25 protein-coding genes are annotated in these 24,842 nt (G+C 58.6%); 2 read left to right on the forward strand and 23 right to left on the reverse strand.

Features of this window, described 5'->3' with window-relative positions; translation table 11 throughout:
* Positions 1–258: 258 nt before the first annotated feature.
* From C1N56_RS11620 to yceD, 21 genes are all read right to left on the reverse strand, one after another.
* Complete coding sequence (locus C1N56_RS11620) at positions 259–1,563, reverse strand: NAD(P)/FAD-dependent oxidoreductase (protein ID WP_127833926.1); 1,305 nt, start codon at positions 1,561–1,563, stop codon at positions 259–261.
* 212 nt (positions 1,564–1,775) lie between these two features.
* Positions 1,776–2,318: an alpha/beta hydrolase YcfP gene (ycfP, locus tag C1N56_RS11625; RefSeq protein ID WP_264248597.1), complete on the reverse strand. Its 543-nt coding sequence runs from the start codon at positions 2,316–2,318 to the stop codon at positions 1,776–1,778.
* Positions 2,319–2,357: 39 nt separating this feature from the next.
* Positions 2,358–3,401, reverse strand: coding sequence for a beta-N-acetylhexosaminidase (gene nagZ, locus C1N56_RS11630; RefSeq protein ID WP_394516674.1), 1,044 nt, complete (start codon positions 3,399–3,401; stop codon positions 2,358–2,360).
* Positions 3,402–3,416: 15 nt separating this feature from the next.
* Complete coding sequence (gene thiK / locus C1N56_RS11635) at positions 3,417–4,232, reverse strand: thiamine kinase (protein WP_394516675.1); 816 nt, start codon at positions 4,230–4,232, stop codon at positions 3,417–3,419.
* Positions 4,219–4,815: a penicillin-binding protein activator LpoB gene (gene lpoB, locus C1N56_RS11640; protein WP_021506395.1), complete on the reverse strand. Its 597-nt coding sequence runs from the start codon at positions 4,813–4,815 to the stop codon at positions 4,219–4,221. Before lpoB ends, thiK begins: the two co-directional genes overlap by 14 nt.
* Positions 4,816–4,825: 10 nt before the next feature.
* Positions 4,826–5,191 (reverse strand): YcfL family protein, encoded by a 366-nt coding sequence (locus tag C1N56_RS11645; protein ID WP_021506396.1) that lies wholly within the window; start codon positions 5,189–5,191, stop codon positions 4,826–4,828.
* Positions 5,192–5,209: 18 nt separating this feature from the next.
* Positions 5,210–5,560, reverse strand: a complete 351-nt coding sequence (gene hinT, locus C1N56_RS11650; protein ID WP_021506397.1) for a purine nucleoside phosphoramidase — start codon at positions 5,558–5,560, stop codon at positions 5,210–5,212.
* 333 nt (positions 5,561–5,893) lie between these two features.
* Positions 5,894–7,327 carry a PTS glucose transporter subunit IIBC gene (gene ptsG / locus C1N56_RS11655; RefSeq protein ID WP_021506398.1) on the reverse strand — a complete coding sequence of 478 codons (1,434 nt, stop codon included), beginning with the start codon at positions 7,325–7,327 and terminating at the stop codon, positions 5,894–5,896.
* Between the two features lie 286 nt (positions 7,328–7,613).
* Positions 7,614–8,405: a metal-dependent hydrolase gene (locus C1N56_RS11660; RefSeq protein WP_394516676.1), complete on the reverse strand. Its 792-nt coding sequence runs from the start codon at positions 8,403–8,405 to the stop codon at positions 7,614–7,616.
* 17 nt (positions 8,406–8,422) lie between these two features.
* Positions 8,423–9,412, reverse strand: a complete 990-nt coding sequence (holB, locus tag C1N56_RS11665) for a DNA polymerase III subunit delta' (protein ID WP_315655797.1) — start codon at positions 9,410–9,412, stop codon at positions 8,423–8,425.
* Complete coding sequence (tmk, locus tag C1N56_RS11670) at positions 9,409–10,044, reverse strand: dTMP kinase (RefSeq protein ID WP_238560984.1); 636 nt, start codon at positions 10,042–10,044, stop codon at positions 9,409–9,411. The genes holB and tmk overlap by 4 nt, the downstream gene beginning before the upstream one ends.
* A complete protein-coding gene (gene mltG, locus C1N56_RS11675) occupies positions 10,034–11,053 on the reverse strand; it encodes an endolytic transglycosylase MltG (protein WP_394516677.1) in 1,020 nt (339 codons plus the stop codon). Before mltG ends, tmk begins: the two co-directional genes overlap by 11 nt.
* On the reverse strand, positions 11,050–11,862 hold the full coding sequence (pabC, locus tag C1N56_RS11680) for an aminodeoxychorismate lyase (RefSeq protein WP_278426534.1): 813 nt from the start codon (positions 11,860–11,862) through the stop codon (positions 11,050–11,052). The genes mltG and pabC overlap by 4 nt, the downstream gene beginning before the upstream one ends.
* Before the next feature lie 123 nt (positions 11,863–11,985).
* Positions 11,986–13,227 (reverse strand): beta-ketoacyl-ACP synthase II, encoded by a 1,242-nt coding sequence (gene fabF / locus C1N56_RS11685; protein ID WP_058769628.1) that lies wholly within the window; start codon positions 13,225–13,227, stop codon positions 11,986–11,988.
* Between the two features lie 85 nt (positions 13,228–13,312).
* Positions 13,313–13,549: an acyl carrier protein gene (acpP, locus tag C1N56_RS11690; RefSeq protein WP_010617251.1), complete on the reverse strand. Its 237-nt coding sequence runs from the start codon at positions 13,547–13,549 to the stop codon at positions 13,313–13,315.
* 153 nt (positions 13,550–13,702) lie between these two features.
* Entirely contained in the window at positions 13,703–14,437 is a 735-nt protein-coding gene (gene fabG / locus C1N56_RS11695; protein WP_021506405.1) for a 3-oxoacyl-ACP reductase FabG, read from the reverse strand.
* A gap of 10 nt (positions 14,438–14,447) precedes the next feature.
* Complete coding sequence (gene fabD, locus C1N56_RS11700) at positions 14,448–15,380, reverse strand: ACP S-malonyltransferase (protein ID WP_058775428.1); 933 nt, start codon at positions 15,378–15,380, stop codon at positions 14,448–14,450.
* A gap of 16 nt (positions 15,381–15,396) precedes the next feature.
* Complete coding sequence (locus C1N56_RS11705) at positions 15,397–16,350, reverse strand: beta-ketoacyl-ACP synthase III (RefSeq protein WP_021506407.1); 954 nt, start codon at positions 16,348–16,350, stop codon at positions 15,397–15,399.
* The gene (plsX, locus tag C1N56_RS11710) at positions 16,351–17,391 is read right to left on the reverse strand and encodes a phosphate acyltransferase PlsX (protein ID WP_058759470.1); all 1,041 of its coding nucleotides are present in this window, start codon (positions 17,389–17,391) and stop codon (positions 16,351–16,353) included.
* Positions 17,392–17,418: 27 nt separating this feature from the next.
* Entirely contained in the window at positions 17,419–17,589 is a 171-nt protein-coding gene (gene rpmF, locus C1N56_RS11715; RefSeq protein WP_016192161.1) for a 50S ribosomal protein L32, read from the reverse strand.
* Between the two features lie 14 nt (positions 17,590–17,603).
* The gene (gene yceD / locus C1N56_RS11720; RefSeq protein WP_058759469.1) at positions 17,604–18,125 is read right to left on the reverse strand and encodes a 23S rRNA accumulation protein YceD; all 522 of its coding nucleotides are present in this window, start codon (positions 18,123–18,125) and stop codon (positions 17,604–17,606) included.
* A 143-nt stretch (positions 18,126–18,268) separates the two neighbouring features.
* Here yceD and C1N56_RS11725 point away from each other — a divergent pair, with 143 nt between their 5' ends.
* A complete protein-coding gene (locus C1N56_RS11725; protein ID WP_394517471.1) occupies positions 18,269–18,850 on the forward strand; it encodes a Maf family protein in 582 nt (193 codons plus the stop codon).
* 10 nt (positions 18,851–18,860) lie between these two features.
* On the opposite strand, the gene rluC is transcribed toward C1N56_RS11725, so the two are convergent.
* Positions 18,861–19,820: a 23S rRNA pseudouridine(955/2504/2580) synthase RluC gene (rluC, locus tag C1N56_RS11730; RefSeq protein ID WP_394516678.1), complete on the reverse strand. Its 960-nt coding sequence runs from the start codon at positions 19,818–19,820 to the stop codon at positions 18,861–18,863.
* Between the two features lie 573 nt (positions 19,821–20,393).
* On the opposite strand from rluC, the gene rne reads away from it, so the two are divergent.
* Complete coding sequence (gene rne / locus C1N56_RS11735) at positions 20,394–23,684, forward strand: ribonuclease E (RefSeq protein WP_394516679.1); 3,291 nt, start codon at positions 20,394–20,396, stop codon at positions 23,682–23,684.
* Between the two features lie 179 nt (positions 23,685–23,863).
* Here the strand turns inward: rne and flgL are convergent, their stop codons facing one another.
* Positions 23,864–24,829: a flagellar hook-associated protein FlgL gene (flgL, locus tag C1N56_RS11740; protein WP_059010446.1), complete on the reverse strand. Its 966-nt coding sequence runs from the start codon at positions 24,827–24,829 to the stop codon at positions 23,864–23,866.
* Between the last annotated feature and the right edge of the window lie 13 nt (positions 24,830–24,842).

Consider the following 24,842-nt stretch of genomic DNA (forward strand, 5'->3'; position numbering starts at 1 on the left):
GCCGCAACCCGATCCCGGGTTACCGAGGCATAACCGGCGTGCGCGCCGCGCCGTGTTCGTTGGCATAAGTTTTACAGATGGTCCGAAAATGCAACATCAGATTAATGGAGGAAACGCAGCGGAAAGCCAGCAGGACCAGCTTTTAGGAGAGTTCTGAGCGGCAGTGTCATTGCACCGTAACCTGGCGCTGAATGAACGGCAATCAGCCGGTTACGGCAGCCGGGCACGCAGCGGGCGGGGGTGACCGCCCGCCAGCGATTAATGCAGTTTGAGACGCGGACGCAGCACGCGGTTGAGGCTGCCGACCAGCATCATCAGACCGGTCTTGAAGTATCCATGGAGCGCAATCTGGTGCATACGGTACAAGGAGATGTAGACAAAACGCGCAATACGCCCTTCCACCATCATCGAACCGCGCATCAGGTTCCCCATCAGGCTGCCGACGGTACTGAAGCGGGACAGCGACACCAGCGAGCCGTGATCTTTATACACGTAGGCTTTGAGCGGCTTGCCTTTGCGCTGGGCGAGAATGTTGTCCAGCGCACGCGACGCCATCTGGTGCGCCGACTGCGCGCGCGGCGGCACGAATCCGCCGCCCGGCAGCGCGCAGGATGCGCAGTCGCCGATGGCGTAAATATCGTCGTCCAGCGTGGTCTGCAGCGTCTCTTTGACCACCAGCTGATTAATGCGGTTGGTCTCCAGCCCGCCAATCTCTTTCATGAAGTCTGGCGCTTTAATACCGGCCGCCCACACCATCAGATCGGCTTCGATGAATTCGCCCCCTTTGGTATTCAGACCGTTGGCTGCTGCGCTGGTGACCATGGTTTGCGTCAGTACGCGCACGCCAAGCTTGCTCAGCTCCTGGTGCGCCGCTGCGGAGATGCGCGGTGGCAACGCAGGCAGAATACGCTCGCCGGCTTCCACCAGCGTAACGTTGAGCGCGCTGCTGTCGAGACCTTTATAGCCGTAGCTGTGCAGCTGTTTCACTGCGTTATACAGTTCTGCCGACAGCTCGACGCCGGTCGCGCCGCCGCCGACAATGGCGATATTAACTTTCTGCAGCTGCCCTTCGCTGGCAGAGAAGCGCAGGAACAGGTTGAGCATCTCATTGTGGAACCGACGCGCCTGATGCGGGTTGTCGAGGAAGATGCAGTGATCTTTCACGCCTGGCGTGCCGAAATCGTTCGAGGTGCTGCCCAGCGCCATCACCAGACGGTCATACGCCAGTTCGCGCTGCGGTACCAGCAGCCCACCCTCCGCGTCGCGGATCTCAGCCAGTTCAATGGTTTTAGTGTCGCGATTAATTTGCGTCAGCGAACCCAGCTGGAACTGGAAACCGTGGTTGCGCGCATGCGCCAGATAGCTGAGCGCATCAATACCTTCATCCATCGAACCGGTCGCCACTTCATGCAGCAGCGGTTTCCACAGATGGCTGTGGTTACGATCGACCAGGATGATCTCCGCCTTTTTTTTGCGGCCGAGTTTATGGCCGAGCTGCGTTGCCAGCTCCAGCCCTCCGGCACCGCCACCGACGATGACGATTTTTTCCATGCTTGTAGTCAATGAAGACCCCCTCAAAGTTGTAAACCAAAAGTTAATTAATGGTTATATAAAACCTTAATAAACATAGGGTTGGCGACATTTAATCGCGAGCTGAGGGCAGAATAGCACGGCATAATCATCCGGACATAAGAAAATTGATGTACATCAATCTTTGCACTGCATTATCAGAATGTTACACGTTTTGTGCGCCGCATCACACGGCGCACCAGCACTCAGGCAAGGGTTTTGAACGCTTTGATGCGTTGCAGATGCGGGGCAATATTTTTGAATTTGTGGCTGGCCTCCTCGTCCCACACGATCTCATAGTACGGGTGCAATGCGGCCGCGCTGCGCTGATTATCCAGCGCTTCATCGTGACGTGACAAAATGGTCAGGCAGCGGTCGCGGTTCTTTTCACGGAAGTTGCTGACGCATTTGGTGGCGATATCAAGATACTCTTCCGGCCGGTCGATCTTGCCTTCCATGTTTTCATCGGGAAACAGGTTGGGATTGAATATCACCTGGCGCATGCCGCAAAGGAAGCCGATGCGTTCTGCCCAGTAGCCGCCCAGGCCGACGCCACAAATCAACGGATGCGCATCGCTGCCCTGCTGGAGCAGTTTGTCGCACTCTTTCAGCAGAAACTGCATATCGTGTTTCGGATGGCGGGTGCTGTAGCTAATAAGTCTGACGTCCGGGTCAATAAACTGCAGCTGCAGCACCTTTTCATGGTTGCCCGGACTGTTGGAATCAAAACCGTGCAGATAGATGATCATGATTATCCTCAGCGTGGAGTGAGATCCGGGCAGCGGCGATTATCTGCCCGACGCTTTGTGCGCCAGCCAGCGATCCTGCAGGTCACTGAGCTGACGGTGATTTTGCCGCCAGCGCTCGCTGGCCTGCAAACTCTGACGGTCAAAACGTCCCTGATGGTATAACTGCGTGACGCGCGTCGCCTGGATCGGCGTCAAATTATCCAGCACGCTCACCGCGCCAGCACGCTGATTGCACACCAGGATCATATCGCAGCCGGCATTCAGCGACTGCTGAGCCCGTTCCGCGTAGCTGCCCATCACCGCCGCGCCCTCCATCGACAGATCGTCTGAGAAGATCACCCCGTTGAAGCCCAGCTCCTGCCGCAGCACCGTTTGCAGCCAGTAAGGCGAACCACTGGCTGGCAGCGGGTCCACTTCAGTATAGATAATATGCGCGGGCATCACCGCATCCAGCAGCTGCTCATCAATCAGCTGCTGGAAGATTGCCATGTCGTGCTGGCGCAGCGTGGCCGCATCGCGCGTGTCGCGCGGTGTCTCTTTGTGCGAATCCGCGCTGACCGCGCCGTGGCCCGGGAAGTGCTTGCCGGTGGTTTTCATGCCGGCTTCGTGCATGCCGTGGATAAACTGGCGCGCCATCTGCAGCGCAATCGCCGGATCGGCGTGGAAAGCGCGATCGCCGATGGCCGCGCTGATGTGGCCGATGTCCAGCACCGGCGCAAAGCTGATATCGATGTCCATGGCGATCATTTCGGCCGCCATTTGCCAGCCGGCCTGCTGCGCCAGCTCGCCAGCGCGTGTCATGTCGTGCAGCGCGGCGAACGATTGCATCGCCGGCAACTGGGTAAAACCGTCGCGGAAGCGCTGCACGCGTCCGCCTTCCTGATCGACCGCCACCAGCAGCCGGTTGCGCGACGCCGCGCGAATCTGGCGTACCAGCTCCGCCAGCTGCGCAACATCATGGAAGTTGCGGGCGAACAGGATCAGTCCGCCTGTCAGCGGATGTTGCAGAATTTCGCGCTCTTCGGCGTCCAGCTCGTAGCCTTCGACGTCCAGCATCAGCGGTCCGGGCGTTGTCATCGTCATGTTTCGGTTCCTGAATTAAAGATCCTGCCAGCTGGCCTGCGCCAGCCGTTGCAATGTTTGGTCGTGGCTCTGCTCGGCGCGCAGCTGATACCAGCTGGCCATCAGCAGCTGCAGCCAAGGCTGCCAGCGCCGGCTTTGACGCCGCAGCGCCATTGCCGACAGCCGCGCCTCGGCGGCATAGTCGGTTATCCAGTAATCGTGTTCAGCGCCATCCACCGCGCCGACAGCGGCCAGCTCCAGCGCCACATCGCCATCCGCAGCATATTCCCAGTCAATTAAACGCAGGCCATCCGGTGTGGCAATCAGATTGCCAGGGTGGACGTCCATGTGCAGCGGTGCCAGCCGCAGCGGCGACGGTTCGCCGCGCTGCAGCAACTGGTTTAAGCGCCGCTGCCAGCGCCAGTGCCGCTGCTGACATAGCTGCCAGTAGCGCTGCAGCAGCGGTGCCAGCCGTAAGCGATAACCGGTCAGCGGCTGGTGATGCAGGCGCAGCAGCAGCGTCAGCACCGCTGCGCGCTGCGCGCTGAACTGATCCGGCGACAGCACCTCGCCCGGCAGCCAGCGCTGCAGCAGCCACGGCGCCTGCCACGTCAGCGGCTGCGGCGCCAGCGCCGTAGTACGCAACTGACGCAGGATGCGGTATTCGCGCTGACGATCGACAAACGGGATGGGCTGTGGCGGCGTCCGGCGCGCCAGCAGATCGCCCTGATCGCTGCGTACCTGCACGCTGTTACCGCTCAGTCCTGGCAGCGCGAAAAAATGACCGGCAGCTTGCGCCGTCGGCCATTGTTGCTGAACCAGATGCTGCAGCCGGGGATCAGGGTTGTGCAACGCCGTTGCCCGACCAGATGATTTCGCCGGTCTGCACCAGCATCAGCTGCATCTGCAGCGCAGGGGCTTTCACATCGCCCTGCGCGTTGCTGTACAGCACATACTGCGCGTTGACGATGCGCGCCAGGCCAATCGCTTTGCTGCGCGAGTTGAGGCTATCCTCTGGCGACAGGCCGAGCGTTTGCTTCGCCTGATTGAGCTGATCGTTTGAGACCAGGCTGAACTTGCCGTTATTGGCCAGCGCGTTCTCAATCGCTGCCGTGGCTTTTTCCGTTTGCAGCGAGCCGTTGGTGCTGTTTTTGATGCGATCCACCAGCAGCACGCTGCCCGGATTGACGCCCGCCGACTGCACCATATTGGCGACTAACGGCTGGACGCTGGCGTTCCAGTTGATGGTTTTCAGCTTCGGCGGCTGCGGCACAGTTTGCGGCGGCGGCACTGGCTGCGCGGGCGGTTGTTCTGGCTGGGTTGGCGTGGTCGGCTGCGTCGGTTCAACCGGCGCCGGGGTTTGTTGTTTCACCACACAACCGGTGAGCATCAGCGCAAACAGTAGCGCGCCGGAACGTTGTACACTGCGAATCACAGGTTACTCCTCAAAGATAAAGATAGAGACGCACCTTGCTGGCGGTCGGGTTACCCATTTGCGAGGCCACTTCTACGCTGCCGTGCGCCGGTACGGTTTGAGTCTGCGCCGGCTCCTGCGGCTCAATCTCCAGCCCTTTGTCATCGTACCAGTAGAAACGATAGTGGACGGTGACCGGCGTTTCACGCAGATTTTGCAGCACGCTGGCGGCGCGCTGCTGGCCGTCACGGCTGGTCAGCGCGGGCTCATCGGTGATGATGCCCGCCGACAGTACGGCAGACTCCATCACCAGCGACTGGGAGGTGTTGATCATCGGCTTATCGCTGCTGCAGCCCACCAGGGTCAGCAACAGCAAGCCGCTCAGCCATTGACGCATCACAAGGTCCGCCTGAGGTTAGATGGCCAGCATCGGGCCCAGCGGCTGTCCGCCGACCAGGTGCATATGAATGTGGTAAACCTCCTGCCCACCGTGACGGTTGCAGTTGATGATCAGGCGATAGCCATCCTCGGCGATGCCTTCATCGCGGGCAATTTTTGCGGCGGCGGTAACCATGCGGCCCAGCGCCTGCTCATGCGCCGCCTGTACATCGTTGGCGGTCGGAATCAGTACATTGGGGACAATCAGTATGTGGGTAGGCGCTTTGGGCGCGATATCGCGGAAGGCGGTGACCAGTTCGTCCTGATAAACCACGTCGGCGGGAATTTCGCGACGAATGATTTTACTGAAAATGGTTTCTTCAGCCATGGTGCAGTTCCTTAAGCCTGAGTTCAGTCAGGCAGTATGCGTGAGGAATTCCGTTTCTTTCAACCTCAGGACCACTTTTCTTCATTAAATGGCTGCCTTTGCATCACTTTTTCACGCTGGCGCGGCGCGGCCGGCGGTGTCTGGCGGCAGTAAAATAAAAAACCCCTCGGATGAGGGGTTTTGTCGCACCGAAGTTGCAGTGCGGTGAAGCGGCGGCAGAGGAGTAAAGCGTCCCGCGACAGGGATGTCGCGGGCCGAGCCCCAGGGATGGTGTTGGCGTCTTTACGATCTGACGCCGCTTCACCGCACCGGCCCGGCCTGAAGTCATGTCACTTACATACTGCGGATATAATCATCCATCTCGGTTTTCAGGTTATCGGACTTGGTGCCGAAAATCGCCTGCACACCGGAACCGGCCACCACCACACCACGCGCGCCGAGGTTTTTCAGTTCAGCCTGATCCACCTTCGCTACGTCCGCCACGCTGACGCGCAGACGGGTAATACAGGCATCAAGGTTAGTGATGTTCTCTTTACCACCGAACGCCGTGACCAGCTTGCCCGCCATTTCACTGCCGGTCGCGCTGCTCTGCTCCATGGCCGTATCTTCACGACCCGGGGTTTTCAGATTCAGTTTTGCGATCAGCACGCGGAACACGGTGTAGTACACCAGACCGTAGATGATACCGACAATCGGGAACAGCCAGATTTTGCTGCTGTTGCCGCTCAGCACGATGAAGTCGATCAGACCGTGTGAGAAGCTGGTGCCATCACGCATGCCCAGCAGAATACAGATTGGGAACGCCAGGCCCGCCAGGATGGCGTGGATCACGTACAGGATCGGTGCCACGAACATGAACGAGAACTCGATCGGCTCGGTGATACCGGTCAGGAACGAGGTCAGCGCGGCGGAGATCATGATACCGCCCACTTTGGCGCGGTTTTCAGGTTTAGCAGAATGCCAGATGGCGATAGCCGCAGCCGGCAGACCGTACATCTTGAACAGGAAGCCGCCAGACAGTTTACCGGCAGTCGGGTCACCCGCCATGTAGCGCGGAATGTCACCGTGGAAGACCTGACCAGCCGCGTTGGTGAATTCACCAATCTGCATCTGGAAAGGAACGTTCCAGATGTGATGCAGACCAAACGGCACCAGCGCACGCTCAACTACACCGTAAATACCGAACGCCACCACCGGGTTCTGATAGGCCGCCCACTGCGAAAAGTCCTGAATCGCGGTACCAATAGGTGGCCAGATGAAGGACAGCACCACACCGGTGAAAATCGCGGTCAGACCGGAAATGATCGGCACAAAGCGCTTACCGGCGAAGAAGCCGAGGTATTCCGGCAGCTTGATGCGGTAGAAACGGTTGAACATGTAGGCCGCAATCGAACCGGCAATAATGCCGCCCAGCACCCCGGTATCGGCGAGGTGTTTGGCTTCGATCTCAGCTGCCGGCAGATGCAGCACCAGCGGCGCGACCACAGCCAGGGTTTTCACCATAATGCCGTAGGCGACCACGGCGGCCAGCGCCGACACGCCGTCGTTATTGGTAAAGCCCAGTGCCACACCGATCGCAAAGATCAGCGGCATGTTAGCAAATACTGAACCACCCGCTTCGGCCATCACGTGGGAAACCACTTCCGGCAGCCAGCTGAAGTTAGCAGAACCAACACCTAACAAAATACCGGCAATCGGCAGAACCGATACCGGCAACATCAGCGATTTACCTACCTTTTGCAGGTTCGCAAATGCGTTCTTGAACATAGAAGCTCCTGAGTATGAGTGCATTTTTTAGCGCAGTGCGCATGGCAAAGGGGGAGGATCCTTAGCCGGGGTGACGCTGAGCGTCTTTTGATTTATTACGAAGGGTAAAATAAATGACGACACGTTACTTTGACGGCTATCACGTTTCACCAAACACAGCGCTGAAATTTCAGTCATTTCTTACTGACTTGCTGCTATAAACAGCAATAAATCACTGCCTGCGCCGCGAAACACGCAGCGCAGATGAGTGATTTCAGATTAATTACAGAGTTTGAAATAAAGCGCGTTAGCCGCCGAGTCGGCTCATCGGCACCTTAAACAGGCGGGAGAAGTTTTCCGTGGTGGCGGCCGCCAGGGTAGCAAGATCGACGCCCTTCACCACGGCCATATACTCAGCTACGTCGCGGGTGAAGGCCGGCTGGTTTTCTTTGCCGCGATGCGGTACTGGTGCCAGATAGGGTGAATCGGTTTCAACCAGAATGCGATTCAGCGGTACATAGCGCGCTGCTTCGCGGATCTGTTCAGCGTTGCGAAAGGTCACAATGCCGGAGAAGGAGATGTAGAACCCAAGATCCAGCAGCTGCGCCGCCGTCTCTTTGTCTTCCGTGAAACAGTGCAGCACGCCGCCGCACCGCTCTACCTGCTCTTCACGCAGAATGGCCAGCGTGTCTTCGCGCGCATCGCGGGTGTGCACAATAATCGGCTTGTTCAGCGCAATGCCGGTGCGGATGTGCTCACGGAACGAGGCCTGCTGCTGCGCTTTGGTCTCCTGCTGGTAAAAATAATCCAGCCCGGTTTCGCCCAGTGCAATCACCTGCTCTTCCGCCGCCAGACGGCGAAACTCTTCCACGTCATACGGCGTTTCCTGATTGAGCGGATGCACGCCGCAGGCCAGCGCGATGTTGTCGCGATCGCCGACCAGCTGTTTGATTTTGTAGTAATCCGGCAGCGTGGTGGCAATCGCCAGCATGAATTTCACATCCCGCGCCGCCGCTTTGGCAATCACGTCATCCAGATCGCGGTGCTGGGTTTCATAATCAAGGCCATCAAGATGGCAGTGCGAATCAACAATAAACATAGATCTCTCTTTTACTCTTAGCCGACCGTCGCGGGAGACAGCAAACGTCCCCAGGCAAGCAGACAGTCGGTCAGAATCAGTTCACGATTAAGCGCCGCTACGTGCAGCAGCTGCTCGCGACACTGCAGCCACTGCTGCACGCTGGCATTCAGCGCGCTGCTGCTGAACTGCTGCGCCAGCTGCGTCACCACGTCCGGGCGATCGCCATTACTCAGCCAGTTGCTGGCGCCCTGCTGCACTTTCATCGCATCCACCAGCAGCGAAAGCAGCCAGCCGAGGCGAACCGCCACATCGTCGCTGTTGAGCGCCGGCAATAGCTGCAGAATATCGCCGCTCAGTGCGCTGTTCAGGCTGTCGCACAGCGTTTGCCGTGCCTGCCAGCGGTCCGGCTGTAACAAGGCCAGCGCCGCAGCAGGTGCCCCGTTGCTCAGACGCAGCGCCGCGCGCAGAATCGCTTCCGGCTGCGGCTGCTGTTTCTGCAGCCATTGCAGGCTGTGCGTCTCTTCCGGCGGCGACAGATGCCACGTCATACAGCGGCTGCGCAGCGTGGCCAGCAGTCGCGACGGCTCGCGCACGCTGAGGAAAAACCAGCAGTTGGCGGGCGGCTCTTCCAGCGTTTTCAGGAGCGCGTTGGCGGCGGCTTCGGTCAGTTGCGTCGCATCCGGCAGCCAGACAATTTTCGCGCCACCCTGCTGGGCAAAATGGTACAGCTTCTCACTGACGTCGCGAACCGCATCAATGCCGAGCGAGGCTTTCCCCTTTTCCGCTTCCAGCCGATACCAGTCCGGATGGGTGTTTGCCTGCATCAGCTGGCAGCCGTGGCACTGACCGCAGCTTTTCAGTCCCTGCGGCTGCTGACACATCAGCCAGCGGCTGACGCCCCACACCAGCGCATCGTCGCCCATGCCGTCGATGGCCTGAATCAGCAGCGCATGATGTGCCTGTCCACTCTGATGGCGGGCAATGATCTGTCGGTACGGCTGGTTCAGCCACGGATACCAGTTCATGCCGCCTGACCTGCCAGCCACTGACGCAGCACGGCTTTAAGTGACGCTGTCACATTATCAATTGGCTGTGTCGCATCGATGCTTTTGATGGTTGGATCGGCAGCGGCCAGCGCCTGATAGCGTTCGCGGGTGCGGGTAAAAAAGTTCAGCGACTCCTGCTCAATGCGATCCAGTTCGCCGCGCGCCCGGGCACGCTGCAGGCCAATCTCCGGCGTGACGTCGAGATAGAGCGTCAGGTCGGGACGAAAATCGCCCAGTACCGCATCGCGCAGCGTGGTCATCAGCTGGGTGTCGAGCCCGCGGCCACCGCCCTGATACGCCTGCGACGAAAGATCGTGACGATCGCCCACCACCCAGGCACCGCGTGCCAGCGCCGGTTTAATGACGTTTTCTACCAGCTGCACCCGCGCGGCATACAGCATCAGCAGCTCGGCTTTATCACTCACCTGTTCGCCATCAATGCCCTGTTTCACCAGCACGCGCAGCTGTTCGGCTAAAGGCGTGCCGCCCGGCTCACGGGTAAAGACCACGTCTTCAATGCCCTGCTCATGCAGGACCGCAACCACCGCCTCACGCGCGGTGGTTTTGCCGGCGCCTTCCAGCCCTTCGATGACGATAAACTTACTTTTCATTTTTTTCCTTCATCGCCAGCCGGTAAACCTGCACGGCTTTATTATGACTGGCCAGATTGGTGGTAAAGGTGTGACCGCCTTTGCCATCCGCGACGAAATAGAGGTAATTGGTCTTCTCGGGGTGAGCCGCCGCTTCCAGCGAGGCGCGCCCCGGCATGGCAATCGGTCCCGGCGGCAGGCCGCTGATGGTATAGGTATTGTACGCGGTCGGGGTCTCAAGATCCTTACGCGTCAGCGTACCGGTATAGCTGTCGCCCATGCCGTAGATCACCGTGGGATCGGTCTGCAGTTTCATACCGGTGCGCAGGCGATTGATGAATACCGAAGCAACGCGCGCGCGCTCTTCGCTGACGCCGGTCTCTTTTTCGATAATCGACGCCATGGTGACCATCTGCTGCGGTGTTTTATACGGCAGACTGGCCATCCGCCCCTGCCAGATCTCATCCACCAGCTTGTTCATGCGCGCGTGCGCCCGCTCCAGCAGTGCCACATCGCTGGTGTTGGCAGTATACAGATAGGTATCCGGATAGAAACCGCCTTCCAGCTGGCTGACATCAAGCTTAAGCGCGGCCGCAACGCTGGCAAATTCATCATCCGGCAGCGTGTGTTTGAGGTATGGGGCTTTACGCAGCTCAGCCAGCCACTCTTTCAGCCGGGAACCCTCGACAAAGCGCAGCGGAAATTGCGCCTCTTTGCCGCTGGCCAGCAACTGCAGTAGCTGGCGCACCGTCATGCCGTTCTCAAGGCGATACGTCCCGGCTTTGAAGTTAGCCAGATCGGGCTCCAGCTTCAGCAACGGGCCAAACCAGATGCTTTGCGGAATGATGTGCTGGCTCTCCAGCTGCGCTTCCAGCACCACGCGACCGCTGCCGGCCGGCAGGGTATACAGGGTTTCCTGGTGAATGGTTAATGGCGTCGCGGCAAAGCGTTTAATCTGCCAGCAGCTCAATGCGGCAGCCAGGCCAGCGATGACTACGGCGCCGGCAACTATTTTTTTCATTCGGGTCATGATGCTTCCATCGTCTGGCAACTGGCGAGCAGTTGCTGGTACAGCGTGCGTGCGGAAAAGGTGACGTCGTCAATTTGCCGCACAGGTAATACTGGCATCAGCGCGTTACAGATTACCACTTCATCGGCGCTTAACACCGCCGTTCGGCTGGCCTCCACCTGCTGGCAGTCGTGACCGGCCTGCGCCAGCTGCGCCAGCAGATAACGACGCATGATGCCATCAACGCCAGCCAGCGCCAGGCGCGGCGTGAAAATGGTTTCACCGCTGCGCCAGAATAAATTGGCCGCACAGCATTCCACTACCGTCCCGGCGGTGTCAAGCACCAGCGCTTCGTCAGCATCGCACCCTTCCAGCTGCTGGCGAATCAGCACCTGCTCCAGCCGGTTAAGGTGTTTGATGCCGGCCAGCAACGGATTCTGTGCCAGCCGCACCGGGCTGGTCACCAGCCGCGCGCCCTGCTGCTGCAGCGTGGCGTAATGGTGCGGCCAGGGCGCAAGCGCAATAATGCGCGTCGGCTGGGTGCAGCCAGCACGGCTGTAACCGCGTCCGCCCGCGCCGGGCGTCAGGATCACTTTGAGCACCGCTTCGCGCTGACCCGCTGCGGCGCAGCGCATCTCCTCCGCCAGTAACGTGCGCTCCGGCGCGGCCATCAGCAGGCGCTGACAGCCCTCATCCAGACGCTGCAGGTGCGCTTCCAGCAGCTGGATGCGGCCCTCTTTGACTGCCGCCGTGGTGAAACAGCCGTCACCAAACTGCACCGCGCGGTCGCGGGCAGAAAGGGTGTCCTGCGCGACTCCGTTAATCCACATGCGCTTCTCCTCTGCCGCTGGCGTCAGCGTTGAATAGCACTGTGGCGCGTAACATTCCACGCCACTGCGTGACAAAATATAAAAAAGGCCCGCATTGCGGGCCTCTGTTCGGCTGGATAGCGCTTAAACCTTGCGGAAGATCAGCGAGCCGTTGGTGCCGCCGAAACCGAAGGAGTTACACAGCGTGTACTCCAGTCCGCTGACCTGGCGCGCCGTATGCGGCACGAAATCCAGATCGCAACCTTCGTCAGGATTGTCGAGGTTGATGGTGGGCGGAACCGCCTGGTCGCGCAGCGCAAGAATCGAGTAAATCGCTTCTACCGCGCCCGCCGCACCCAGCAGGTGACCGGTCATCGATTTGGTCGAGCTGACCATTACGCTGTGCGCGGCCGCACCAAACACCGACTTCACCGCCTGCGCTTCGGCTTTGTCACCGGCCGGCGTTGAGGTGCCGTGCGCGTTAACATAGCCAATCTGCGCCGGGTCCAGCTGCGCATCACGCAGCGCGTTGACCATCGCTGCGGCTGCACCTGAACCGTCTTCCGGTGGAGATGTCATGTGGTAAGCGTCGCTGCTCATGCCGAAACCGACGATTTCCGCATAAATCTTCGCACCGCGTTTCTTCGCGTGTTCGTACTCTTCCAGTACCACAATACCGGCACCGTCGCCCAGCACGAAACCGTCACGATCTTTATCCCACGGACGGCTCGCCGCCTGCGGATTGTCGTTACGGGTAGAGAGCGCACGCGCCGCGCCGAAACCGCCCACGCCCAGTGGCGTACTGGCTTTTTCAGCACCGCCGGCCAGCATCACATCCGCGTCGTTGTACGCGATGATACGGGCAGCGTGACCAATATTGTGCACGCCAGACGTACAGGCGGTCGCAATCGAGATGCTCGGGCCTTTCAGGCCGTACATAATGGTCAGGTGGCCAGCGACCATGTTAACGATGGTTGAAGGCACAAAGAATGGGCTGATTTTGCGCGGACCGCCATTGACCAGCGAGGTATGGTTATCTTCGATCAAACCCAGACCGCCGATGCCGGAACCGATAGCCGCACCGATGCGTCCGGCATTCTCGTCGGTTACGACCAGACCGGAGTCCGCCATAGCCTGAATACCGGCCACAATGCCGTACTGGATGAAGTCATCCATCTTGCGTTGATCTTTGCGCGAGATGTATTCATCGCAGTTAAAATCTTTCACCAGACCCGCAAAACGCGTTGCGTAGGCACTGGTATCAAAATGGTCGATCAGGTTAATGCCGCTCTGACCGGCAAGGAGAGCACGCCAGGTAGACTCTACGGTATTGCCGACAGGAGACAACATGCCAAGACCGGTCACAACTACACGACGCTTAGACACGTTCGTCCTCCAGGGAGGGAAATAATGACGCTATGTGGGGCAAACATAAAACTCAGGCGGTCGAATGACCGCCTGAAGATATTCATTAACCTTTATGGTTATTGATATAGTCGATCGCTGCCTGAACGGTAGTGATTTTCTCAGCTTCTTCGTCTGGAATTTCAGTATCAAACTCTTCTTCCAGAGCCATTACCAGCTCAACGGTGTCAAGAGAATCTGCACCCAGGTCTTCAACGAAAGAAGCGCCGTTAACCACTTCGTCTTCTTTAACGCCCAGCTGCTCAGCTACGATTTTCTTAACGCGTTGTTCGATATCGCTCATACTATTTAATTTCCTATCAAAACTCGCTTTCGCGATGGTTTTCGTAGTGTATAAAATGTTGAAAAAGATGCAACAAAATCCCGGCTGGTCGAACCACGATTTTGCGTTATTCTGCGGTGTTTACCGCAGATAATGCAAATGATTTCGTGATTATCAGACCATGTACATGCCGCCATTGACGTGCAGCGTCTCACCCGTGATGTAGGCGGCTTCGTCAGAGGCTAAGAATGCAACAGCATTGGCAATCTCCTGCGGGTCGCCTAAACGACCTGCCGGCACTTCTGCCAGAATGCCCGAGCGCTGATCTTCGTTCAGTGCACGCGTCATGTCCGTCTCAATAAAGCCCGGAGCCACGACGTTTACGGTAATGCCACGTGACGCAACTTCTCGCGCCAGTGATTTGCTAAAGCCAATCAAACCTGCTTTTGCTGCAGCATAGTTTGCCTGACCCGCGTTACCCATGGTTCCAACTACCGAACCGATGGTAATGATACGGCCCACGCGCTTTTTCATCATGGCACGCATGACCGCCTTCGACAGGCGGAACACCGATGTCAGGTTGGTATCGAGGATATCCGCCCACTCATCGTCTTTCATGCGCATCAGCAGATTGTCACGCGTAATGCCTGCATTATTGACCAAAATGTCAACTTCGCCAAATTCGGCGCGAACTTTCTCGAGCACGCTCTCAATAGAGGCCGCATCGGTCACGTTCAGCAGCAGACCTTTGCCCTTGTCGCCGAGGTAAGCACTGATGGCTTCCGCGCCGCTTTCGCTGGTGGCAGTACCCACCACTTTTGCACCGCGTGCCGCCAGCGTTTCCGCGATGGCACGTCCGATACCGCGGCTGGCGCCGGTCACCAGCGCTACTTTACCTTCAAAGCTCATGATTTTCCTCTTATTCCTGGCCAGGCGCCGCAGCCAGTGACGACGGATCGTTCACCGCTGCAGCCGTCAGGCTGTCCACAATTCGTTTGGTCAGGCCGGTCAGCACTTTACCCGGGCCGATTTCCAGCAGTACGGTCACGCCCTGCGCAGCGATAAACTCAACCGCCTCAGTCCAGCGTACCGGGCTGTACAGCTGACGCACCAGCGCGCTGCGGATTGCTGCAGCGTCGCTTTCGCATTTAACGTCAACGTTATTCACCACCGGCACCGAAGGTGCATTGAAGGTCACGCTTTCCAGCGCCACCGCCAGCTTATCAGCGGCCGGCTTCATCAGCGCACAGTGCGACGGCACGCTGACCGGCAACGGCAGCGCGCGTTTGGCGCCTGCGGCTTTACAGGCGGCACCGGCACGTTCTACCGCTTCTTTATTGCCGGCGATCACCACCTGGCCCGGCGAGTTGAAGTTGACCGGCGAAACCACCTGGCCCTGCGCGCTCTCTTCACAGGCTTTGCGAATTGCCGCGTCGTCGAGACCGATAATCGCCTGCATGGCGCCCGTGCCTTCCGGCACCGCTTCCTGCATCAGTTTGCCGCGCAGTTCAACCAGCTTGATGGCGTCAGCAAAATTCAGTACGCCCGCACACACCAGCGCAGAGTATTCACCGAGGCTGTGTCCGGCCATCAGCGCGGGCTGCGCGCCATTTTTGCTCTGCCAGACGCGATAAATCGCGACCGAGGCTGCCAGCAGCGCCGGCTGGGTCTGCCAGGTTTTATTCAGCTCTTCAGCCGGGCCCTGCTGGACCAGCTGCCATAAGTCGTAACCCAGCGCGTCAGAAGCTTCACGGAAAGTGGCTTCAACCTGTGGATTTTCCGCTGCCAGATCGGCCAGCATGCCGACGGTCTGCGATCCCTGTCCCGGGAAAACAAAAGCAATTTGCGTCATCTTGCGTTCCTGTCAATCAAAAGCGAACCAGCGCCGAGCCCCAGGTGAAACCGCCACCAAAGGCCTCGAGCAAAATCAGGTGTCCGGGCTTGATGCGGCCATCACGTACCGCTTCGTCCAGCGCGCTTGGCACCGACGCTGCCGAGGTGTTGCCGTGTCGATCCAGCGTCACCACCACTTTATCCATGCCCATGCCGAGCTTTTTGGCGGTGGCGCTGATGATGCGCAGGTTGGCCTGATGCGGCACCAGCCAGTCAAGCTGTTCACGATCGAGATTATTCGCCTGCAGCGTTTCATCGACGATATGCGCCAGCTCAGTGACCGCGACCTTAAACACTTCGTTGCCGGCCATGGTGAGGTAAGCCGGCTCATCCTGATGCGCGCGATCCTGGTACGGCAGCGTCAGCAGCTTACCGTAGCGGCCATCGGCATGCAGATGCGTGGAGAGGATGCCCGCTTCTTCACTTGCGCCGAGCACCACGGCACCCGCGCCATCACCAAACAGAATGATGGTGCCGCGATCGTCAGGATCGAGGGTGCGAGCCAGCACATCCGCGCCGATCACCAGCGCGTGCTTCACCGCACCGTTTTTGATGTATTGATCGGCCACGCTCAGCGCATAGGTAAAGCCGGCACAGGCGGCTGCGAGATCGAAGGCGGCGCAGTCGTTGATTTCCAGCATCTGCTGAATCATACACGCTGAGCTCGGGAAGGCGTGGCTGGAAGAGGTGGTTGCCACGATGATCAGGCCAACGTCGCTGGCTGCCACGCCCGCCATCTCCAGCGCACGCTGGGCAGCGGTGAAGCCCATGCTGGCTACCGTTTCATCCGGTGCCGCAATGCGACGTTCACGAATACCGGTCCGGGTGACAATCCACTCGTCCGAAGTCTCCACCATTTTTTCCAGGTCCGCGTTGCTGCGAACCTGCTCAGGCAAATAGCTGCCCGTACCGATAATTTTGGTAAACATCTACGCTTTGTCACTCCTGGCTAATACAGCGTCAAGGCGCGCGGCAATTCTCTCGGGAACTTGCTTGCGCACCGCCTGCTCTGCCTGTTCTATCGCCACGGCAAACGCGCGTTGATTCGCCGCGCCGTGGCTCTTGATCACTGTCCCGCGCAATCCTAACAGACAAGCGCCATTGTACTGGTCGGGGTTGAGATGACCGAAACGTTTAGCCAGACGCTTTTGGATCCAGCGTCCCAGCCATTTCAGCCACCAGGCCCGTTTTTTTCCTTCGCCTGACGATTTGAGCAGAGAAAGAAACATTCTTACCACGCCTTCCATGGTCTTCAACGTGACATTACCCACGAAGCCATCACAGACCAGCACATCCGTCTTGCCGGTGAGGAGATCGTTCCCCTCAAGGTAACCAATATAGTTGATCTGCGGCGAGGCCCGCAGCACCGCCGATGCGGCGCGGATCGTCTCCAGCCCCTTCGTCTCTTCCTGACCGATGTTGAGCAGCGCGACGCGCGGCTGGCTGATTTCCAGCACTTCTTCCGCCATCACCGCACCCATCACGGCAAACTGCACCAGCATTTCACTGTCGGAATCAACGTTAGCGCCCAGATCCAGCACCACCGTCTTGCCGTGCTGCTGATGCGGCAGCACGGTCATCAACGCCGGACGCTCAATGCCATCCAGCGGCTTCAGTAATAATTTTGCCAGGCCCATCAGCGCACCGGTATTGCCGGCACTGACGCACGCCTGCGCTTTCCCCTCTTTCACCAGCTCTAACGCCACACGCATGGAGCTGCCGCGGCTGTTACGAATCGCCTGCGAGGGTTTGGCATCACTTGCAATAACCGATTCGGCAGGGATTACCTGCACACGCCCCAGTAACGAGGAATCCGCTTTGGCAAGAAATGACGAGATGATGTCGGGATCGCCGACCAGAAGAAGAACCAGCTGCGAATGAGAGGCCAGTGCCTGCAAGGCTGCAGGCACTGTCACGCAAGGACCGAAGTCCCCGCCCATGGCATCAACTGCCAGGGTCAAACGTGTCAAGGTATCGCCTTGCGTAACCGCAAAGAATTACTTGGTGATAACCTTGCGACCGCGGTAGTAACCATCCGCAGTGATATGGTGACGCAGATGAGTTTCACCAGAAACTTTATCTACTGACAGAGTGGTAGTGGTCAGCGCATCGTGCGAACGACGCATACCACGCTTAGAACGGGTTGGTTTATTCTGTTGTACGGCCATGGACCTTACTCCTATTACTTACGCTTTAAACTGGCTAATACGGCAAATGGGTTTGGTTTTTCCGCCTCTTCAGGCAGCTGGCCAAAGACCATGTCCGCGTCGGACACTTCACAGTGTTCAGAATCATGCACCGGAACGACCGGCAGCGCGAGGATGAGTTCATCTTCGATCACCGCCAGCAGGTCGATTTCACCGAAATCGTTGACATCGACCGGCTCGTAGGCTTCCGGCAGTGCCTCGGCCTGCTCATCAGAAGAGACAGGACTGAAGCAATAGCTTACGTGCACAGCATGCGGGAACGGTTGGTTGCAGCGTTGACATAACAACGTTACCTGCACATCGGCTGTTCCTTGCAGAACCGCGAGGCGCTGGTTGTCAACCGCAAACGACATGGCACATTCCACATCACTGTCCACACTCACGACCGTTTCGGCCAGGCGCGCCACCAATTCAGGTGCGTAAACACCGTGATAATCCAGGCGTTTTTGCGCGGCGCGGACCGGATCGAGCGTCAGGGGTAATTTTACCTTTTGCATAGGGCGCGCATATTAACTTTGTAACGTCATAGAGTCAAAGAAAAAGGCCGGTTTACAGCATCTTTCACCCGTTAGTCGCATCCAGTGCGGCGCATAGTTTAAAATGCCTGTCATCTTTACGCTATCACTTCTGCAAAAAAATGATGACACCGCTGGTTTTAGCCTCAACCTCTCCGTTCCGTCAGGCGCTGCTGCGCAAGCTCGGCCTGCCGTTTATCACTGCCGCCCCTGAAAGCGATGAAACGCCGCTGCCGGGAGAAGCCGCGCCGCAGCTGGTGCAGCGTCTGGCCATCGCCAAAGCGCAGGCGCTGGCCGCGCGCTATCCTGCGCACTGGATCATTGGGTCCGATCAGGTCTGTGTCCTGGACGGCCGCATCGCCGGCAAGCCGCATACCGCAGAGAACGCCTGCCAGCAGCTGGCGCTGGCGAGCGGCAAAGCCATTACCTTTTACACCGGCCTGGCGCTGATTCACCCCGCCAGCGCGCAGCAGCATGTGCTGTGTGAACCCTTTACCGTGCATTTTCGGCAACTGAGCGCGGCAGAGATCGCGCGCTATGTCGAGCTGGAGCAGCCGCTGCAGTGCGCCGGCAGTTTCAAAAGTGAGGGACTGGGGATTTGTCTGTTCGAACGGCTGGAGGGGCGCGATCCCAATAGCCTGATTGGCTTACCGCTGATCGCGCTGAATGACCTGCTAAGGCAGGCGGGCATCAACCCGCTGGGCTGATGACACGCTGTCAGGCTTTTTTCTGCTGGCGCAGCTGGGACAGGCAGTACTTCAGTGCCTTATCCAGCGGCGCTTCCATACGCAGGCTTTCGCCGGTGTTGGGATGGGTAAACGTCAGTGCGGCAGCATGCAGGAACAGCCGTGCCAGACCGGTTGGTGCCAGCTGACGATCGAATTCGCGATCGCCATAGCGATCGTCAAAGGCAATCGGGTGCCCGCCATGCAGGGTATGCACGCGAATCTGATGCGTACGTCCGGTCACCGGACTGGCTTTAACTAATGTCGCCAGGCCAAAACGTTCTTCAACTTTAAAGCGCGTTTCTGACGGCTTGCCCTCGGCGCTGACCCGCACCACGCGCTCGCCGCTTTGCAGAATGTTTTTCAGCAGCGGTGCCTGCACCACTTTCAGGTGCGATGGCCAGTCGCCGCGCACCAGCGCCAGATAATCCTTCTGCATGCCCTTCTCACGCAGCTGCTCGTGCAGTGAACGCAGCGCCGAGCGCTTCTTCGCCACCAGCAAAATGCCGGACGTGTCACGATCGAGACGGTGCACCAGTTCCAGGAAACGCGCCTCCGGGCGCAGCGCGCGCAGCCCTTCAATCACGCCGAAGCTCAGCCCGCTGCCGCCGTGCACCGCGGTGCCGGACGGTTTGTTCAGCACCAGCAGATAATCGTCTTCATACAGAATGCACGACTCCAGCGCCGCTACTTTATCCAGTTTGGGCGACACCGCCTGCTCTTCACGCTCGGCCACGCGCACCGGCGGCACACGCACTTCGTCGCCGTCTTCCAGCTTGTATTCAGGTTTTACGCGCTTCTTATTAACCCGCACCTCGCCTTTACGCAGAATGCGGTAAATCATGCTTTTCGGCACTCCTTTCAGCTGGGTGCGCAAAAAGTTATCAATGCGTTGACCGGCATTTTCAGCCGTGATGGCGACAAACTGTACGCCGGGATTCTCTGTTTTCATGGCGGCGATTCTAAATAGTGTCCCCGGATAGCGCCACCCCTTTTTCTGTGCTTAACTCTGACTTTATCGCCGCGTTACGCGGCCAGAATGCTGGCTTTTTCAACGATGCGATGATTACCCCTGCAAATGAACAGGTTAAGGATGAACAAACTTCACAGCTCGGTAAAAGTCGCCTTGCTATAAGTTGCTAAGCAATGGAATAATGCAGAGGTTTCTGTCCTGGAAAGAGTCAGGCAGGAAAAAGAGCGAAATTAAGGTATTTTGCCGGATGAAACGGACACGCAGCAATGGCGTAAGACGTGATGTTTAATCAGGCACTTAGCGGGCTGCGGGTTGCGGCCTGGACGACAGACTGGGATGTGTGGATTTTTGAATACTCTGTAGCACTTCCACCTTCAGGCGCTGGTTTTCCTTATGAAAAACAGGCCACCGACAAGATTTGCGCCCCTTTAGCCGCCGACAACCGTGAGGTTGACGTCAGTGCATGCAGACACGGGGCCATCGGTTGATTCTCGTCCAGGGTAACGATGCCCGCAGCTTTATCACTCATGTGAGAATAACGAGTAAGTCACGATGAAAAGAATGTTAATCAACGCAACTCAGCAGGAGGAGTTGCGCGTTGCCCTTGTTGACGGACAACGTCTGTACGATCTGGATATCGAAAGCCCCGGACACGAGCAGAAAAAAGCCAACATCTACAAAGGTAAAATCACCCGTATTGAACCCAGCCTCGAAGCTGCGTTTGTTGATTACGGTGCCGAGCGTCACGGTTTCCTCCCTCTGAAAGAAATTTCCCGCGAATACTTCCCTGCTAATTACAACGCGCATGGCCGTCCGAACATCAAAGATGTGCTGCGTGAAGGCCAGGAAGTGATCGTACAAATCGATAAAGAGGAGCGCGGTAATAAAGGGGCAGCACTGACCACCTTTATTTCGCTGGCCGGTAGCTATCTGGTGCTGATGCCCAACAACCCGCGCGCTGGCGGCATTTCCCGCCGTATCGAAGGTGATGACCGTACCGAGCTGAAAGAGGCGCTGTCAGCGCTGGAGCTGCCGGACGGCATGGGCCTGATCGTGCGTACCGCTGGCGTCGGCAAATCTGCCGAATCGCTGCAGTGGGACCTCAGCTTCCGCCTGAAGCACTGGGAAGCCATCAAAAAAGCCGCAGACAGCCGCCCGGCACCGTTCCTGATTCATCAGGAAAGTAACGTGATTGTGCGCGCCTTCCGCGACTACCTGCGCCAGGATATCGGTGAAATCCTTATCGATAACCCGAAAGTGCTGGAGCTGGCGCGTCAGCACATCGCCGCGCTCGGTCGTCCGGACTTCAGCAGCAAAATCAAACTGTACACCGGTGAAATTCCGCTGTTCAGCCATTACCAGATCGAATCGCAGATTGAATCGGCGTTCCAGCGCGAAGTGCGTCTGCCGTCCGGCGGTTCTATCGTTATCGACAGCACCGAAGCGCTGACCGCCATCGATATCAACTCCGCCCGCGCGACACGCGGTGGTGATATCGAAGAGACCGCCTTCAACACCAACCTGGAAGCCGCCGACGAGATTGCCCGTCAGCTGCGTCTGCGCGACCTCGGTGGTCTGATTGTTATCGACTTCATCGATATGACGCCGGTGCGCCATCAGCGCGCCGTGGAAAACCGTCTGCGTGAAGCGGTACGTCAGGATCGGGCGCGTATCCAGATCAGCCACATTTCACGCTTTGGTCTGCTGGAGATGTCGCGTCAGCGCCTCAGCCCGTCACTGGGTGAGTCCAGCCATCACGTCTGCCCGCGCTGTAGCGGTACCGGCACCATTCGTGATAACGAATCGCTGTCGCTGTCGATCCTGCGTCTGATTGAAGAAGAAGCGCTGAAAGACAACACCAAAGAAGTGCACGCCATTGTGCCGGTTCAGGTGGCCTCTTACCTGCTGAACGAAAAACGTGAAGCGGTCAGTGCGATTGAGAAACGTCAGGGCGGCGTGCGTGCCATCATCGTGCCAAACGATCAGATGGAAACGCCGCACTACTCGGTGCTGCGCGTGCGCAAAGGTGAAGAGACGCAAACCCTCTCCTATCACCTGCCGAAACTGCATGAAGCTGAGATGGCGCTGCCTTCGGAAGAAGAGCACGCTGAGCGTCGTCGTCCGGAGCAGCCAGCACTGGCCGCCTTCGTGATGCCGGATGCACCACCGGCTCCGGTTGAAGTGAGTGAAGAGAGCCAGCCGGCAGCGGTTGACGTCAAAGCCAAACCGGCGGTCGCAGCACCCGCGACCGTCAGCACCGGTTTTGTTGCGCGCCTGCTGGGTGGCCTGAAAAAACTGTTTGCTGGTGATGCACCCGCCGCGGCCCCTGCTGAAGAGAAGACCGAAGCGAAAACGGCTGACGGTGAGAATACGCAGCAGCGTGGTGAGCGTCGTAACAATCGTCGCAACAACAACAATCGCCGCGAGCGCACACCGCGCAACGGTGAGCATGCGCAGAGCCGTGAAGGCCGTGAGCCACGTGAAGCGCGCGAGCCGCGTGAACCCCGTGAGCCTCGTGAAGCACGCGAGCCACGCGATCAGGATAACCGCCGTAACAAGCGTCAGAATGACGCGCGCGGCGAGCGTCCGGCGCTGACTGAAGAGCAACTGCAGCAGCGTGATGAGCAGCAGCAACAGCGTCGCGAACAGCGTGCTGAGCGCCAGCGTCGTCGTCAGGAAGAGAAGCGTGCGCAGCAGGAGCCGCAAGTGGCTGAGCAGGTGCCTGTTGTTGATAGCGTTGATGACAGCGTTGCGCAGGAAGACGAACGCGTTCAGGTTATGCCGCGTCGCAAACAGCGCCAGCTCAGTCAGCGCGTGCGCGTAGGTGACAACGCTGAGGCGATGCCAGCTGAGCTGCCTGCCGCTGCCGTTACTGAAGCGGTGCAGGAAAACAGCCAGCGCGCCCAGCTGAAAGAGCAAGCCGAAACCGCTCAGGATGAGCAGGATGACAGCGAGAACCGTGACGGGGCCAACATGCCGCGCCGTTCACGTCGCTCACCGCGTCATCTGCGCGTCAGCGGTCAGCGTCGTCGTCGCTATCGTGACGAGCGTTACCCTACGCAGTCTGCGATGCCGCTGGAAACAGCTGCAGCCTCACCAGAGATGGCGTCAGGCAAAGTGTGGATCACTTATCCGGTCACGCAGACTCACGAGCACTTCACCTCTAACCAGGCGCTGAACGAAATGCCAGACTATGGCTATCAGGATGCCGCGCCGGCGGAAGAACTGCCTGTGGCTGTCGAAGCCGCAGCCGTGGCACAGTCAGAAACGCCAGCGCCAGAAGTGGTGCATCAGGCTGAACCGCAGGCGCACACTGAAGTGCCGGTGGTGAATACTGATGACCTGACGCCAGTGGCGGCACCGGTTGATCACCAGCCAGCAGTGATTTCCGCCGCCGATGAAGCGGTTGCACAGGAAACCGCAGCAGAAGCGCAACCGGCTGTTACGCCTGCCGAAGAGACGCAGCCAGTGGTTACCGAAGCGGTTACCGAAGCGGTTAGCGCAGCGGAACAGGCTCCAATCGAGGTGTCACCCGCAGTCGAAGCGCAGGTAGAAGAAGTGCTGTCCGCGCCGGTAGCGGCCGAAGCACCTGTCGCGCCGGTCACCGAACCGCACGCACCGGTTGCCGCCCGTGATACCGGTGTCAGCCATGCTGAGACCCGCTTCAAGCATCACGCTACGGCACCGATGACCAAAGCACCGGCACCGGCATGGGAACCTGAGCCCGTGCGCCACAGTGACTGGGTCCGTCCGGCCTTCAACTTCGAAGGACGCGGTTCAGCCGGTGGTCACAGCGCCACGCATCAGGCTACCGCACCGGCTACCCGTCCGGAAAGCGAGTAAGCCTCTGCTGTAGCACTACCATCTCCAAACCCCGGCTGGTCCGGGGTTTTTTATTGCCCGCATTCTCCCCTCCCACCTGACTGAACACTCTGAATAAAAGCCAAAAAAAATCCCACGGCCCTCGCAGGCAGTGGGAAAAACTAAGCGTACCCGGTTTAAGTACGCTCAAACAGTCAGGTTTATTTATTCATCTGGAACAACGACATCTTCGACATATCGCTGAAGGTGGTGTACGACGCCTGCAGCAGCTGCTGCTGCATGGTATAGGTAGAAATGGCTTCGGTGTAATCGACGTTAACCAGCGTGCTCATCTGATCTTTCAGCGTCACCTTGCGGTCGTCACCTTTTGCATCCAGCGTATCCAGTTCGTCCAGCTGGGTACCAATCTCAGAACGCACCGCCAGCACATTGTTCAGCGAGTTGCTGAAGCCACGGTTGGCCTTGTCCATCGCCGCGCTGAAGGTCTGTTTAGTGGCATCGTCAGCGTCATTCTGCGGCACTTTCAGCGCCGCAATGGCGTCATCCAGCATATCGAACAGGTTAGTCTGGCTGGCGCTGCCATCCGGCTCCGGCTTGGCGTTGCTGGTCAGCTGGTCAAAAATTGAATTACCGGTATGGCCCACCGTCATGGTGCGTTCGCTGTCAACTTTCTGGGTGATCGCGTCGCTGCCACCGCTATAGATGATTTTACCGCTGGCATCTTCGGTGAACGGCGGCTTGTCGGACGCATAGCCGGCAAACAGGTAGCGGCCGTTCCCGTCTTTGCTGTTGGCCAGGTTGAGCAGCTGCGAGCGAATGCCCTCCAGCTGGGTAGCATAAGACGCGCGGTCATCGTCACTCAGCGAGCCGTTACCGGCGCTGATCAGCGTGGATTGCGCCGACTGAATCGCCGTCGTGACATCACTCAGCGTGCTCTCTTCCAGCGACAGTCCCTGATTCGCGAACGAACGCGCCAGCGCGAACTGGCTGTCGCGCGCCTGCGTCTGCGACAGCACTACGGCGCGCGAAGCGGCGATCGGATCGTCAGACGGATTGGTCACGCGGCGACCGGTTGACAGTTGTTCACCCGCTTTCAGCCAGGAGGATTGCGCGTCAGTGACGCCGCGCACCTGCTGGTCGAAAATCATGTTGGTACTGAGTCTCATCGGTCAGGCCTCC

Source organism: Pantoea sp. SGAir0175 (assembly GCF_043547855.1).

What these genes read in the sequence shown, in the direction of transcription:
- fabD (WP_058775428.1), bottom strand. Translation starts at nt 15,380, where the DNA reads ATGACGCAAATTGCTTTTGTTTTCCCGGGACAGGGATCGCAGACCGTC.
- rne (WP_394516679.1), top strand. Translation starts at nt 20,394, where the DNA reads ATGAAAAGAATGTTAATCAACGCAACTCAGCAGGAGGAGTTGCGCGTT.
- nagZ (WP_394516674.1), bottom strand. Translation starts at nt 3,401, where the DNA reads ATGACGATGACAACGCCCGGACCGCTGATGCTGGACGTCGAAGGCTAC.
- acpP (WP_010617251.1), bottom strand. Translation starts at nt 13,549, where the DNA reads ATGAGCGATATCGAACAACGCGTTAAGAAAATCGTAGCTGAGCAGCTG.
- ycfP (WP_264248597.1), bottom strand. Translation starts at nt 2,318, where the DNA reads ATGATCATCTATCTGCACGGTTTTGATTCCAACAGTCCGGGCAACCAT.
- holB (WP_315655797.1), bottom strand. Translation starts at nt 9,412, where the DNA reads ATGAACTGGTATCCGTGGCTGAACCAGCCGTACCGACAGATCATTGCC.
- C1N56_RS11645 (WP_021506396.1), bottom strand. Translation starts at nt 5,191, where the DNA reads ATGCGTCAATGGCTGAGCGGCTTGCTGTTGCTGACCCTGGTGGGCTGC.
- mltG (WP_394516677.1), bottom strand. Translation starts at nt 11,053, where the DNA reads ATGACCCGAATGAAAAAAATAGTTGCCGGCGCCGTAGTCATCGCTGGC.
- rpmF (WP_016192161.1), bottom strand. Translation starts at nt 17,589, where the DNA reads ATGGCCGTACAACAGAATAAACCAACCCGTTCTAAGCGTGGTATGCGT.
- C1N56_RS11660 (WP_394516676.1), bottom strand. Translation starts at nt 8,405, where the DNA reads ATGTTTATTGTTGATTCGCACTGCCATCTTGATGGCCTTGATTATGAA.
- C1N56_RS11705 (WP_021506407.1), bottom strand. Translation starts at nt 16,350, where the DNA reads ATGTTTACCAAAATTATCGGTACGGGCAGCTATTTGCCTGAGCAGGTT.
- rluC (WP_394516678.1), bottom strand. Translation starts at nt 19,820, where the DNA reads ATGAAAACAGAGAATCCCGGCGTACAGTTTGTCGCCATCACGGCTGAA.
- flgL (WP_059010446.1), bottom strand. Translation starts at nt 24,829, where the DNA reads ATGAGACTCAGTACCAACATGATTTTCGACCAGCAGGTGCGCGGCGTC.
- C1N56_RS11725 (WP_394517471.1), top strand. Translation starts at nt 18,269, where the DNA reads ATGACACCGCTGGTTTTAGCCTCAACCTCTCCGTTCCGTCAGGCGCTG.
- hinT (WP_021506397.1), bottom strand. Translation starts at nt 5,560, where the DNA reads ATGGCTGAAGAAACCATTTTCAGTAAAATCATTCGTCGCGAAATTCCC.
- pabC (WP_278426534.1), bottom strand. Translation starts at nt 11,862, where the DNA reads ATGTGGATTAACGGAGTCGCGCAGGACACCCTTTCTGCCCGCGACCGC.
- fabG (WP_021506405.1), bottom strand. Translation starts at nt 14,437, where the DNA reads ATGAGCTTTGAAGGTAAAGTAGCGCTGGTGACCGGCGCCAGCCGCGGT.
- yceD (WP_058759469.1), bottom strand. Translation starts at nt 18,125, where the DNA reads ATGCAAAAGGTAAAATTACCCCTGACGCTCGATCCGGTCCGCGCCGCG.
- tmk (WP_238560984.1), bottom strand. Translation starts at nt 10,044, where the DNA reads ATGAAAAGTAAGTTTATCGTCATCGAAGGGCTGGAAGGCGCCGGCAAA.
- ptsG (WP_021506398.1), bottom strand. Translation starts at nt 7,327, where the DNA reads ATGTTCAAGAACGCATTTGCGAACCTGCAAAAGGTAGGTAAATCGCTG.